Annotated in this window: 11 protein-coding genes and 1 CRISPR repeat array; of the genes, 4 read left to right on the top strand and 7 right to left on the bottom strand. The window is 47.8% G+C overall.

The window, feature by feature from the left end; translation table 11 throughout:
• Positions 1-360 precede the first annotated feature (360 nt).
• Complete coding sequence (locus tag ACKFKH_RS15960) at positions 361-570, bottom strand: hypothetical protein (protein WP_446859306.1); 210 nt, start codon at positions 568-570, stop codon at positions 361-363.
• A 346-nt stretch (positions 571-916) separates the two neighbouring features.
• Between ACKFKH_RS15960 and ACKFKH_RS15955 the strand changes: the two genes are divergently transcribed.
• The 3 genes from ACKFKH_RS15955 (at position 917) to ACKFKH_RS15945 (ending at position 4,501) form a co-directional block, all read left to right on the top strand.
• Positions 917-2,830: an ATP-binding protein gene (locus ACKFKH_RS15955; RefSeq protein WP_446859305.1), complete on the top strand. Its 1,914-nt coding sequence runs from the start codon at positions 917-919 to the stop codon at positions 2,828-2,830.
• Positions 2,831-3,350: 520 nt separating this feature from the next.
• Positions 3,351-4,184 carry a dienelactone hydrolase family protein gene (locus ACKFKH_RS15950; protein ID WP_446859304.1) on the top strand — a complete coding sequence of 278 codons (834 nt, stop codon included), beginning with the start codon at positions 3,351-3,353 and terminating at the stop codon, positions 4,182-4,184.
• Between the two features lie 134 nt (positions 4,185-4,318).
• Positions 4,319-4,501, top strand: a complete 183-nt coding sequence (locus ACKFKH_RS15945; protein ID WP_446859303.1) for a hypothetical protein — start codon at positions 4,319-4,321, stop codon at positions 4,499-4,501.
• A gap of 31 nt (positions 4,502-4,532) precedes the next feature.
• A CRISPR array of direct repeats spans positions 4,533-8,231; the repeat unit is 37 nt; unit sequence GTTTCAGTCCCGTTGCCGGGATTTAGGTTTGTGAAAG.
• A 205-nt stretch (positions 8,232-8,436) separates the two neighbouring features.
• Here the strand turns inward: ACKFKH_RS15945 and cas2 are convergent.
• Genes cas2 through cas6 form a run of 4 tightly spaced genes read right to left on the bottom strand, consistent with a single transcriptional unit; the run spans position 8,437 to position 11,102 of the window.
• Positions 8,437-8,730, bottom strand: coding sequence for a CRISPR-associated endonuclease Cas2 (cas2, locus tag ACKFKH_RS15940; protein ID WP_446859302.1), 294 nt, complete (start codon positions 8,728-8,730; stop codon positions 8,437-8,439).
• Positions 8,731-8,735: 5 nt separating this feature from the next.
• Positions 8,736-9,713: a type I-D CRISPR-associated endonuclease Cas1d gene (gene cas1d, locus ACKFKH_RS15935; protein WP_446859301.1), complete on the bottom strand. Its 978-nt coding sequence runs from the start codon at positions 9,711-9,713 to the stop codon at positions 8,736-8,738.
• A gap of 1 nt (position 9,714) precedes the next feature.
• Positions 9,715-10,293 (bottom strand): CRISPR-associated protein Cas4, encoded by a 579-nt coding sequence (cas4, locus tag ACKFKH_RS15930; RefSeq protein WP_446859300.1) that lies wholly within the window; start codon positions 10,291-10,293, stop codon positions 9,715-9,717.
• A gap of 2 nt (positions 10,294-10,295) precedes the next feature.
• A complete protein-coding gene (gene cas6 / locus ACKFKH_RS15925; RefSeq protein ID WP_446859299.1) occupies positions 10,296-11,102 on the bottom strand; it encodes a CRISPR-associated endoribonuclease Cas6 in 807 nt (268 codons plus the stop codon).
• Between the two features lie 29 nt (positions 11,103-11,131).
• On the opposite strand from cas6, the gene ACKFKH_RS15920 reads away from it, so the two are divergent.
• On the top strand, positions 11,132-11,542 hold the full coding sequence (locus ACKFKH_RS15920; protein ID WP_446859298.1) for a hypothetical protein: 411 nt from the start codon (positions 11,132-11,134) through the stop codon (positions 11,540-11,542).
• Here the strand turns inward: ACKFKH_RS15920 and cas5d are convergent, their stop codons facing one another.
• Both cas5d and cas7d read right to left on the bottom strand, forming a co-directional pair.
• Entirely contained in the window at positions 11,543-12,250 is a 708-nt protein-coding gene (gene cas5d, locus ACKFKH_RS15915; RefSeq protein WP_446859297.1) for a type I-D CRISPR-associated protein Cas5/Csc1, read from the bottom strand.
• Between the two features lie 6 nt (positions 12,251-12,256).
• Positions 12,257-13,294 carry a type I-D CRISPR-associated protein Cas7/Csc2 gene (gene cas7d, locus ACKFKH_RS15910; protein WP_446859296.1) on the bottom strand — a complete coding sequence of 346 codons (1,038 nt, stop codon included), beginning with the start codon at positions 13,292-13,294 and terminating at the stop codon, positions 12,257-12,259.
• Positions 13,295-13,303: the final 9 nt, after the last annotated feature.

Here is a 13,303-nt window from a genome sequence, read left to right as displayed (position 1 = left end):
AAAATTGGGGGACTTAGGGGGCGAAGGGTCTCGGCAATGATCAATCAACTTGTGTGTACACGGTAGCCTTGGGGAGAGGGTGAGGGTGAGGGCAGAAAGACTGTGCTACACAATTGGGATGCTCCCGTTGAATCGTCTTCTGACAGAAGTGTTCAACAGCCGCAAAACCTGTCCTAAAGTGCTGATGTGATTGGTGAGTGATTGCGATCGGATAAGAGACTTTAGACCATAGACTTCGGACTTCAAACTAAGTAGATTCTTAATTGTCTGTCTAATGTCTTTTGTCCAGGATCTGAAGTCTCTGCTACCCATGCTTCACTTGTTTGGAGGGTAACGACTAGCCGCTTATCGTTAGCTCGGTTAATCTGCTACTTTGTTGCCACTTAAGAGATTTGTTAGAAACGATCGCGCTTGCTCTAGTGGCACATGTCTGGGCTTGCCTTTGTAGACAATCTGATACTCGCCTTCAAACTCTCCGTCGCCATACCCAGAGATCAAGTGTTGGTGAAAAGCATCTTCGGCAAGTTGGTGAACTTTATCTCTAAGACCAGCGTTTTCTGTAACAGTCATTGCTGTCTCCTTATGTACGCTTATAGTCTAACTGTATTAGATTTTACTTAAAAATACACCTACCTATAGTTCTAGCCCATTGGGAGGAGTTTATTTACAGTTGCTTTCTAATGGAATTGCAGCAAAAATCAACAGCCCACGACAACTTGCAGGGAACGATCGAGACAAAATTTTAGTTAAAGTTCTCCAAACTTGAGAGGCAGAAGCTCTGAGCAACGCAGCAGGAGAAGTCTATCGAATTAAGTTAGGAATCAGTAACACTCAGGATAGCGGCTCAACTCCTTAGATAGACGCAGACGACTCAAGCTAATGTTATCGTCTGATCGCACAAAATTACGGTTTAGCTATGGTTCTTGATCAGGGCACTGATGTCGTTCGCGTGAATGCTAGGAGAACCGATGCCTTCGACATTTTTAGCATTCAATATTATGTTGGGCCAAATCCTTATTTAGAAACAGCGGCAACGGTTTTTGACTTTGCGCTAACAGGGAATGCGGAACTGCTCCCTCTAGAGGAATACATCGCTGGCGTAGGCGATCGCTATCCCCATCTGCGCGAAGAATCTTATCCTACAGTCGCCCATTTATTTGCTCGTACCCTGGCAGAAGTCAGCAAACTAGAAATGGATTTGCACTTCGATCGCTGGAGTCTCACCCCTATATCAAATTCTTCTGTTCGCATTGCGGTTCAGGCGCTTCATGCTCGGACTAGTCGCTCGATCGTTTATTGTGTATGGGATTGGTTTGAGGCACTAACCCAAAAGCAGCCGTTTTATCTCGATGATCAAATCGAAGTGCTGCAAATGCTATTTCGGCAGTCGGTCTATGGTGGCCCGACGGTCTATGCATTGCTCAAAACGGCTCACGAGTTAGACATTCCTGCTTTCTATTTGTGGGATGAAGGGCTAATGCAGTATGGCTATGGTCGAAAACAAGTGCGAGGAGTGGCGACAACGTTTGATGCTGACAGCCACCTGGATTCTGACTTCACCACTCGCAAAGATGACTGTAAGGCGTTTCTGAGTACATTGGGATTTCCAGTGCCGACAGGCAAGATTGTGGGCGATGTGGAAGCGGCTCTCGCAGCAGCAAAACGAATTGGCTATCCGGTAGCCATCAAACCTGTGGTTGGACATAAAGGAATTGGGGTGACAGCGGATGTTAAAGATGCAGATGATTTAGAGTTGGCATTCGATCGCGCCGTTCAAGCCATTCCTCCAGAACAGTCGATTCGGGTAATTGTAGAAACGAGTATTTCGGGGGCAGACTTTCGGTTGCTCTGTGTGAATGGTCGATTTGTAGCAGCGACTGAGCGCCGTCCGGCTTCTGTGGTCGGAGACGGGAGTTCTACGATTCAGGAATTGATCGATCGGGCTAATCGGACGGTCGAGCGATCGGATACGCCCACTTCTCCACTCGGAAAAATCAAGTGTGACGATGCAATGGAGCGTTATCTAGAGGAGCAAAATTTAACGTTAGATAGCGTTGTCGAATCTAATCGCACCGTTTATCTGCGTAAGGTTGCAAATTTATCTTCTGGTGGTCTGAGTATTGATGCAACTCGTATTATTCATCCTGACAATATTGTGTTGGCGCAAGATATCGCCCAGCATTTTCGATTGACTTGTCTTGGGATTGATGTGATTGCCCGTGATCTGAGCCAGTCCTGGAAAGCAGGAAATTTTGGCATCATTGAGATCAATGCGGCTCCTGGCATTTTTATGCATCTCAAGCCGTCGATCGGCGATCGGGTTGATGTCACGCATCACATTCTCAAAACCTTTTTCTCATCCAGCACTGATGCCCGGATTCCGACCATTACTTTCAACCGAATTTCTGTCCCACAGCTTGAAGAGATTATTGATCACATTCTGCTACACCACCCTGACTGGACGATCGGGGCCGTTTGTCGGTCTGCTGTGTTTGTCAATCGGTCTAAAAAGAATCTACATCCCGATTACAATACCAATGTTCAAAATCTATTACGCAATCCCAAGCTAGATTTACTGATTGCTGAGTATGATGAAGCGGTACTAGACAAAGAAGGAATGGGCTACTACGGAAGTAACCTTGTCGTATTAGACCAGCCTACTTCTACTGAGCAAATGCTGGCGCGGGATGTTTTTGAGGACTCGATCGTGGTTACAACCGAAGGAGAGAATGTTTCAATCCGCCGTGAGGGTCTTGTCGAACAATATCAACTCGGTGCCCAAGAGCCACTAAGTCGCGTCTATCTCAAGGAGATTGCAACGTTTTTATAGCAGCTTGTTGAGAGTTTAATTAGCAGCGTTGCCGAAGGCTTCTACAAAGCTAGGGTGTGTTTTAAAGCCCTTGGCTGCCGTTGCATTCCACCCGTGATTAAAATCTGGCTAACAGAACAACGTCCACTGAAGGGACTGAAACTAAGGAGTACTCCCTTTAATGGACTTATACCCAATCAATTAGTTAATGCTACAGATCCTTCGCCCCCTAAATCCCCCATTCTGGGGGACTTTGAGAATCCGAGACTTCTTTGGCTTAAAGTCCCCTACTAGTGGGGATTTAGGTTGCTCTCCAAGATCTGTAGCACTCAAAGATCAATTTGGTATTAATTCTGTTAGCGTGAACTTTCAGTTCAATGTGGGTCTGCAACAATAGCGAGAGAGTGTTAAAACACATCCTAATATTACCTGACAGATATTCATTCAGGAAGTCGATTGATTAGATCGTCTAACTGTAGTGCCAAGTCTAGAAATTATTCTTCTTAGTGACTATGATTACAGAGACTCACACCCCAGAAACATGAAAGAAATCACACGTCGTCAATTCATTACAACCGCTACGATCGCGACGGGGTTTGCGCTGGCAGTGCAGCCCGTTTCCGCTAAAACAATCACTACAGATGCGAAGGGGTTAGTTGCAGGCGCAGTCAAGATTCCGGTTAAAGATGGCTCGATTCCTGCTTACAGAGCCGCACCTGCTACAGGAAGCAACTTCCCGATCGTGCTTGTCATCCAGGAGATCTTCGGCGTACATGAACATATTCAAGACATCACTCGGCGGTTTGCGAAGTTGGGCTATTTGGCGATCGCTCCCGAATTGTTTGTGCGTCAGGGCGATGTTTCTAAATTGAGTAGCATTGATCAGATTCGTTCGATCGTGGCTAAAGTACCCGATGCTCAAGTTCTATCTGATCTGGATGCGACGGTCAATTGGGCTACTAAATCTGCCAAGGGTAACGCCAATAAACTAGCGATCACAGGCTTTTGCTGGGGAGGGCGAGTTACTTGGCTCTATGCGGCTCACAATCCTACAGTGAAGGCGGGTGCTGCTTGGTACGGGCGATTGGTTGGGGATGCGACTCCGTTAAATCCTAAGCACCCGATCGACATCGCATCAACCCTGACGGTTCCCATTCTCGGACTCTACGGCGGCAAGGATACCGGGATTCCCGTTAACACGGTGGAACAGATGCACGATCGACTCAAATCCAGCCGCAGTAAGTCTGAAATCATTGTCTACCCTGATGCCCCACACGCCTTTTTTGCAGATTATCGTCCTTCTTATCGAGAGACGGATGCTAAAGACGGCTGGAAGCGGTTGCAAGCGTGGTTTAAGCAGAATGGAGTTGTGTAGGTTAAATATTTTGTGCTGTTTCTCTCAACTTTATCCATTTGATGAGATTCGATGCGTGGAAAAGGTAGCACAATCAGAACAAGAATAATGAATGGGTTATGACAGAGAAGCTACCAAAAGACTGATTAAATTTGATGCTTCCGTTTGCCGTCGTGTTTTCCAGGTGGGTGTGGCAAATCATATTAGTTGTGGGAGCCATTAGCACTAGGGAAACGGACGGTGAGCGCGATTTGGCGAGTGATGAGGTTAGAGCAATGTCATTTCCAGAATTATCATCGGGTGCTGAATCGAGCAGTGTGGTCAAGCCACAGGCATAGATTGCAGGAGAATTTGTTGCTTACCTCGGAGGTTTCAGTCCCGTTGCCGGGATTTAGGTTTGTGAAAGGCTTGCCCAGAGTCGGCACGGCTCAAGATGTCAAGGAGTTTCAGTCCCGTTGCCGGGATTTAGATTTGTGAAAGTCAGCCTCACTCAGTCCTTGCCCATTGCGAGTGGCGTTTCAGTCCCGTTGCCGGGATTTAGGTTTGTGAAAGTAAATTAAACCCGATCGCTAAGAATCAGTTTCTCATGTTTCAGTCCCGTTGCCGGGATTTAGGTTTGTGAAAGAACATGTCAGAGGTTGAAGCGCTGCTCGGTATTGAAGGTTTCAGTCCCGTTGCCGGGATTTAGGTTTGTGAAAGCGTTCGTTAACTTCCCCGGTCAAATCTTCGCTGATTTTGTTTCAGTCCCGTTGCCGGGATTTAGGTTTGTGAAAGCCAGAGCCGACAAGCGACCGATGATGTCTGATTTGCGCGAGTGCATGTTTCAGTCCCGTTGCCGGGATTTAGGTTTGTGAAAGGCTAGACACGGCGATCGCTAGCCTTGCAAGAATCCTGTTTCAGTCCCGTTGCCGGGATTTAGGTTTGTGAAAGTTATCAGAATCGAATGGAGTATTGGGGCGATCGCGCGTTTCAGTCCCGTTGCCGGGATTTAGGTTTGTGAAAGCACAGCGATCGCTGGCTTTTGATATTCAATCACAAGTTTCAGTCCCGTTGCCGGGATTTAGGTTTGTGAAAGCTATGCCATGAAGCGGCAGTTTGCAATCTTGAATCGTTTCAGTCCCGTTGCCGGGATTTAGGTTTGTGAAAGCGGCAAAGCAGCCAAGTTCGAGCATTAGTAGCGGTTGTTTCAGTCCCGTTGCCGGGATTTAGGTTTGTGAAAGCTCGAACTACAACTGTTTTTGAACGTCTGCGATCGGTTTCAGTCCCGTTGCCGGGATTTAGGTTTGTGAAAGAATTGACAAACCGCCCGAACAGCTTTGCTGCGGGGGTTTCAGTCCCGTTGCCGGGATTTAGGTTTGTGAAAGGATGCTCTCTGCTCAGTCAGGGCTGACAAAAAGATTGTTTCAGTCCCGTTGCCGGGATTTAGGTTTGTGAAAGCGGTAGCCAATTGAGCCTTGAGGTCAGTGACCTGGTTTCAGTCCCGTTGCCGGGATTTAGGTTTGTGAAAGGCACAGTTGTCGGTTGTGTTGGCAGATCGATCTCCCGTTTCAGTCCCGTTGCCGGGATTTAGGTTTGTGAAAGTTCTGAGTGTGTTTTTAGATGATTTTGATGTCTGGCGTTTCAGTCCCGTTGCCGGGATTTAGGTTTGTGAAAGTACAGGAAAAACAACAAAGAAAAAACCGCGTTTGGGTTTCAGTCCCGTTGCCGGGATTTAGGTTTGTGAAAGCCGTATCTATCCCCCGAAGTATCCCATGTCATCGCGTTTCAGTCCCGTTGCCGGGATTTAGGTTTGTGAAAGCCCCGCAGGCTTCCAAAATAGCCGCGCCCGCAAAAGTTTCAGTCCCGTTGCCGGGATTTAGGTTTGTGAAAGCTTTCATTAAGCATCCGCACGATCGAATCTTCCCTTGTTTCAGTCCCGTTGCCGGGATTTAGGTTTGTGAAAGTGATGCCTTGTTTGACGGCGATCGGGTTAGGGGTGAGTTTCAGTCCCGTTGCCGGGATTTAGGTTTGTGAAAGGTTTGGCTTTGCGCTTGGGCTTATCAAGATCTTCATTGTTTCAGTCCCGTTGCCGGGATTTAGGTTTGTGAAAGCGTGAAAGCGTCGGATCTCAAGTCAGACCATTATCTGTTTCAGTCCCGTTGCCGGGATTTAGGTTTGTGAAAGTCTTGAAGGGCGTTAAACCAATCTTCATAAACTTCGCGTTTCAGTCCCGTTGCCGGGATTTAGGTTTGTGAAAGCAATGTTCAAGCGATGTGTGATTTAACGTGGGTACAGTTTCAGTCCCGTTGCCGGGATTTAGGTTTGTGAAAGTTTTGAGCCACTCTAGAGCAGCTTCAATATTGCTACGTTTCAGTCCCGTTGCCGGGATTTAGGTTTGTGAAAGCAAATAGCCCCCGATCGCTGTCGTTTAGCACGCCAGTTTCAGTCCCGTTGCCGGGATTTAGGTTTGTGAAAGTATGTCCACACTTGCCACATCGCTTAGAACTCGGAGTTTCAGTCCCGTTGCCGGGATTTAGGTTTGTGAAAGGCCTTTAAGAAGAAACGAAACGGTGGAAGTGCAGAGTTGTTTCAGTCCCGTTGCCGGGATTTAGGTTTGTGAAAGTTTGCCATTTTTCTCCTATGCCGACAACATGAAGCGTTTCAGTCCCGTTGCCGGGATTTAGGTTTGTGAAAGCTTACCGCCCCTCAAAATCGAAATTGATTCGTGCCCGTTTCAGTCCCGTTGCCGGGATTTAGGTTTGTGAAAGGCCCCAGCACATCAACTTTTCAGGGGGCACTGGCTTTTGTTTCAGTCCCGTTGCCGGGATTTAGGTTTGTGAAAGACACGAAACTCTGAGAATTCTGTTCGGGGCATCAGGACGTTTCAGTCCCGTTGCCGGGATTTAGGTTTGTGAAAGGAGAGCGATCGACAAAGAGTGTGTTGAGGTCAAGTGTTTCAGTCCCGTTGCCGGGATTTAGGTTTGTGAAAGTTGAGGTGATTTTAAATATTCCTTCAAAAGTTTTTAGTTTCAGTCCCGTTGCCGGGATTTAGGTTTGTGAAAGCGAGAAATCTGCTCTGAGCGAGAGAAGGTGATTTTGTTTCAGTCCCGTTGCCGGGATTTAGGTTTGTGAAAGCAGCGAGGCACCATTGCCCAACAGCTCAACGCTTCGGCATTCGCGGCGTTTCAGTCCCGTTGCCGGGATTTAGGTTTGTGAAAGGGAGTGCCAGCCGGAACAGGGCCAGCCAGAGCGGTGTTTCAGTCCCGTTGCCGGGATTTAGGTTTGTGAAAGTTTGAGCGATCAACCTGCGTCGTTTCATTCGCTTAGTTTCAGTCCCGTTGCCGGGATTTAGGTTTGTGAAAGAGACGCAACGCCGATCGAGGCAGCACCCGCAATCATGTTTCAGTCCCGTTGCCGGGATTTAGGTTTGTGAAAGATGCGAGAAATCTGCTCTGAGCGAGAGAAGGTGATTTGTTTCAGTCCCGTTGCCGGGATTTAGGTTTGTGAAAGGGTTTACGGGCAACGTCCCCGACGATGATATTTTAACGGTTTCAGTCCCGTTGCCGGGATTTAGGTTTGTGAAAGGATCGACGGGTCGCAATCAACAGGCTCGGACGCTAGTTTCAGTCCCGTTGCCGGGATTTAGGTTTGTGAAAGGCTCCCCTTTCTCGAAGCCCTGACCCCGCGACTTGGTTTCAGTCCCGTTGCCGGGATTTAGGTTTGTGAAAGATCCATCACACAAAGACCATAATCGCCAGGTGCGAGTTTCAGTCCCGTTGCCGGGATTTAGGTTTGTGAAAGTCCTTTCTCCTGGGGAAACTGACTTTCCATCGATTGTTTCAGTCCCGTTGCCGGGATTTAGGTTTGTGAAAGAATCTGAGGAGCCGCTTTAAGCAGCCCTGAAAACAGTTTCAGTCCCGTTGCCGGGATTTAGGTTTGTGAAAGGATTAGAGAGGGTGTTGATCGCTGGCGGATGGAAGTTTCAGTCCCGTTGCCGGGATTTAGGTTTGTGAAAGGCGTGAGGCTCTAATCAAGCGGAGTGATTCTGAGGCGTTTCAGTCCCGTTGCCGGGATTTAGGTTTGTGAAAGGCCCGCGCTCTGAAACATTCTCTGGCAGAGGGTTCTACAACCGATTTTGGCAAACCTCAACTGAAACATTGATTTCAGCCAAAATAATTTTACCAGAGCATATACGCGATTCTTGAAGCTATTGGATTGTCAAGGTTCTGGGGTTTGGCAAACCCCCCAGGGTTTTCGCCCTCGCTTTGGTTTGCCAAAAATCGAATCACGCTCATCATAAGATAATACTCGTTTCCTGTCGAGGCTTTTCTGACCCATAAGAAATCGTCCGCCTCACCGCCCCCGCATCCAACACATAAATTCGCACCGAATCCTCATCCGGCTTGATCAACTTCTCCACTTGCACCTGAAGCTTTGCAAACTGAACCGCACTCAAAAAACACTCAAACACACTGTACTGCGTCCATTTGCCATATCCACACAGCAACTTGTGCAGCCGAGTCCGTCGTTTGTTGGCAGCCTTGCTATCCGGCAGATCATAAATAATCAAGTAAAACAAAGTAGACATCATGATTAACGAAGGATCAGCGGCTTATAGTCCACCCCCTCCTGCAAATGCCGCGCCAAAAGCCTTGCCTGCAACTCAATCGATCGCCGATAGGTACAGCGATACCCAAACACCGGATGCGTAAACTCATCACTCAACTTTCGCTCAAACGCCACCAAAAACGTCTTCCGCCCCCCATCCGAAAGCAAATACGCCCCCAAACTCTCCGTAAAATCCTTGGGTTGAAGCTCCCGATTGTTTAGCACCGACAGCACCACATTATCCGCAATCAGCGATCGCATCTCCTCCATCAGATCCAACACCAAAGCTGGCTGCCCCCGCGTCACCTCATGTAAATAGCCAACATAAGGATCAAGTCCTGCTAAGTGAACCGCCGCCGTCACCTGCGACTTTAACAACCCATAAGCAAACCCCAACAGCGCATTTACCGGATCAGTCGGCGGGCGGCGCGTGCGTCCCGAAAACGTCCAAGGTTCCTTCAACATCTGTGACCAGCAGGCAAAATACTCCCGCGCTGCTAATCCTTCCATCCCGCGCACCTGGTCGATCGACGACTGCCCCTCAACACTCGCCTTTCGCTGCTTCAAAGGATGCTCCTTGACCCCGTGACGATACAACACCGTCGATTGATTGTGAATCTTGGCAGTCACGATCGCTTTCACCAACGCCAACTTCTGCCCCTGATCCTCATACCTCCGATACTGCGCCAGTCGCAACTGACCATTACGCGACTCAGACGGCAAAGCAGACCCCAAATGCTTCCCAAAACTGGACAGATAATGCACCGACATCCCCAACTCCAACGCATACATCAAGGCATCGCCTGTCACTTGCGGATTGCCCATCAGCACCACTTGCTCAACCGTCTGCGCGGGAATCGTTTGTTTTTTCCAAGACCCATCCGGTTGTTTGAGCTTAACCGTAAACGCCTCATAGGATTTATTTAGAATGGCATCTGGCTGAGTCACATAGAGAACAGGCATCTTAGCTCCTTAATTGCTTTATCTCGATCGGTAGACAAATACTCTGCAAACTACACGCCTGACATTTTGTTTTGTGGTCGATCGGGGCAGGCATCGGACGAGACTCTGCAAGCTGCGCCGCCCGAATTGCTTCCTCCGTCATCTGTCGCAGTTCAGTCGAAAACTCCACCCTCTGTCGCCGCCGATTTGCATAATAGAAAATTTCGCCGAATGCAATGGCCTTCCCAGTACGCTCCTCCAAACACAACGCCGCCGCACAAAGCTGAAAATGATCGCTCAAATGCCGCCCCATTTTCCCCTTCTTGTACTCCAGCGGAACTAGGTTCCCCAACCGTTCCTCCACTGCATCAATGATGCCGCTCACCCGTAGGCGTTCTGACCAAACCCACTGCTGTTGATGGATTACCGTCTCGCCTTCCTGCGTCACCCCGGCTTCATTGATGTTGCGATGCAAATGAGTCCCCAACACGATATGCTCATTTTCCGCCATTTCTCCCAGCACATATTCCAAATAAAACCGCCGCGAACAGTACTCCCAAGCATTCAAATACGAGAGAGGCAGATAGTTTTCAGCATTCATGATTATTTTCTTCGTACCATTCCCATTCCCATCGGTGTTTTCCGGCCCACCCCGGCATACAGTGCAAAATCTGCTAACGTGTTAATCTGCCGAATTGTTTGAGAATCCACATCGCCCAAGATTTGAAACGTCACTTCCCCGACACAGCCAATCAACTTACTGCGACTATCCATCACGATCTCAGTCCGAATATCAAAGTAACTCGGAAAGATCGCTTCAACGATCGCGTCAGAAAACGGAATCTCACTGTATTGATTCCACCGCCGCAACAAACTTTGAAACACTAATTCTTTCGTCGGCAATGCACTGTCATACTTAGTTTGCCGAAACGTCGTCGGCGTACAGAACTGAAATTTAATCTGACGATCGCGCTCTGATGCCTGCTCATACAGTTGGGTATACGACCTAAAGCCTGCCCAGGGCTGTCTCGCTTGCGCCGTTCCCAAAATGCTCGTCACGCTCAGATTGGCGGCTCCCAGATGCCACGGTTGTTTTGGACTCAACATCAGCCAAAGCTGCGCCAACTGACCAAACAATGCATCATCCAGGAGTGAGATTCTCCACCAGCAAGGGGTTGCAGCGGCGATCGCTCGTTCATGCTGATATTGAAGTACATGACCGCAATTCTGAGTCTGCAAAGCACTGAGCGTAAAGGACTTATCAGCGGTCTGTTTGTGCAGGGTTTCGCTAAGCGTGGGATCTTGTGACCTTACCAAATCCAAAAACAACGCATGGAGATGTCGCCCACTCAAATGACTTGCGGGAATTGGAGATTGAGGTAAGAGATTTAGGACTAAACTATGAGGCATAAGCTGTTCATCATGGGATAGGAAGAGCAATGCAAATTGATGATTACGCACAGGCGATGGAGCTAACTGAAAAACTTAAAGCCAGTCTCCCGCTCCAGGTTTACCCTACTAAGCAAATGGCAAAAAGGTTGAAGGCTCAGGGCAAATTCCTTGACCCAAGTCGTCAGTACACAGTAGATTCAGTGATCTACGCTGGAGACATGGGTGGCATTACTTGTTCCCTCAAGGGTGATCCTGAAGGTAAGGAAGTCTTTTCAGTTTCAATTACCCATTTAAGGGTTGATCCAGCGCATCCTCTAGCAGAAGAGCTACAAGCCTACCAGAGCAAACGTACCCGTGGGCTGGCGATTCAAGATCGAGGTGGATTTGCAGCAGAATTTTTGGGGGAGCGACTAACACCTCTCAAAAAGAAGCAGATCAACAAAGGCTTTGGTAAGTGATTACTGTCCAAAGCGATACTCCATCTGTGCAGGCAGTTTCAATCCTTGAATCTTCTCGAAGGTATAAAACTCCCCGACCATGCGGACATTGCGAATCAAACTCACAGGAGGCATATTCACTGTGTCGTAGCTCAAGACCTGATTTGTGAACATGACATCCAAAGGATTGAGCGGATAGGAAACAATCTCCTCAACGGTTCTAATCGATTCAGGCGTAAGGGGTTGAGCCAAAATTTCCGCTTTGCTTGCCCATTTTCCAATGCGAATCCACCTTGGAAGCGTTAGATCTGATTTAGAAATGACGAAGAACTCAAATCGACTTTCTGGCGCAATTTCCTTGGTTCTGCCAAAACTAGGGACATTTCGAGCGGTCTTTTCCATCTCAACATGGTAGTTATTGTTGGCATACTTCCAAGTGTTTAGAGTGCTTGCATAGTGAATAGCTCTGGCAGGTGTAACATAAATTCCCTTCTGGTTTAGTGGTGTTAAATGCTGTTTGTATTTAGGCACTTGCTCCGAACAGAAGTAACGGTAGGAATCTTCTTCAGAAACCGTTGTGTCATAGCGATCGCTATCCACTAACCCCAGTGCATAAGACAATGCGTAGTTATGCAACACAGGTTCCGTCTCGTAAAGCCTTCCAATTTCACGAGTCGCAAAATAGAGACTGTCGTGCAATTCTAATGTACAGCGATAGATTGTGGTCATCCGCTTCTACTCCGCTGTGGCTGTAGTTGCTTTCTTGTTTCCTTTTTTACCCTTTTCGACAGTTGGCTTAAAAATGTACTTCTGAGCATATGCCATCGATTCTGCGTTAGCTTGAGTCAGCATTGCTTTTAGCTGAGTTTCGTCACCAGTAATTGCTTTTACTTCCGACAACAAAGACTGTAGCTCCTCTTCCATCAGGTTAGTATGGTGAATGCATTCTTCACCCATCAGTTGAGTCATTGCTGCTTGGGCTGCGTGCACAACATGATCCTCGTTGAGTGGGTCAGGGTCTTGAATTTGATTCTTCTCAATCATCAAGTCATAGATTTTCTGAGTCCATCTAAGGTTACTGACAATTTCACCATCTGCAAACACCACGCCAATCAATTCATTGCGAACGCGACCTGTACGAGTGGTTTGCGCTCCATAGTGGCGAGTTCGGAGAATGTTGTTGAGGACATAGAGAAAGCCTGCTTCTGTCGGATCTTTCAATGTAACAATGCTAGGAAAAAAGACCTGTGGCAAGATATGATCCTGACTATTAATGCGGCTAGTCACTTCCCCGTTGCGACTCATTGTTCCATTTTCAAAGGGAGCATTCAAGGTGAAGTTCAGATGTGAGTCGTCAAATGGAGTAATTGAGTAAGCGGTATCGACGACAACCTTGGATTTTTCGGAACCAGCATCACCGATCGCAAAGCCATACAAAATGCAGTCGGGAGTGGTTTTACTAAAATCAACATTGTAGTCGCACTTTTCCCAGTCTCCAATCTGATAGCTACGGAGCAGTTCGCGCCCCGTCAATCGCTCAGGACTGGATTGCTTGCGCTTAAACATGGCTAGACGACTGATGATCTTTCTGCTTTCTGCATCATCTTTTTTCATGCCAGCATGAACTCGCGCTCGATTGAGTTCGCCATCCGTTTGAAACAGTGGGTAAGATTCTGTTACTCGAATCGTCACGAAATGAGCATACTTGCCCATTGGTTTAGCCGGGATATCAGTGTGAAAATGCTTGGCATCAAGGGATTTTAGAAAAGTCATGGGGATTCC

This window comes from Phormidesmis sp. 146-20, assembly GCF_052939475.1.
Note: the sequence above shows the minus strand (reverse complement) of the source record. Positions and strands in the feature narration are given on the sequence as shown.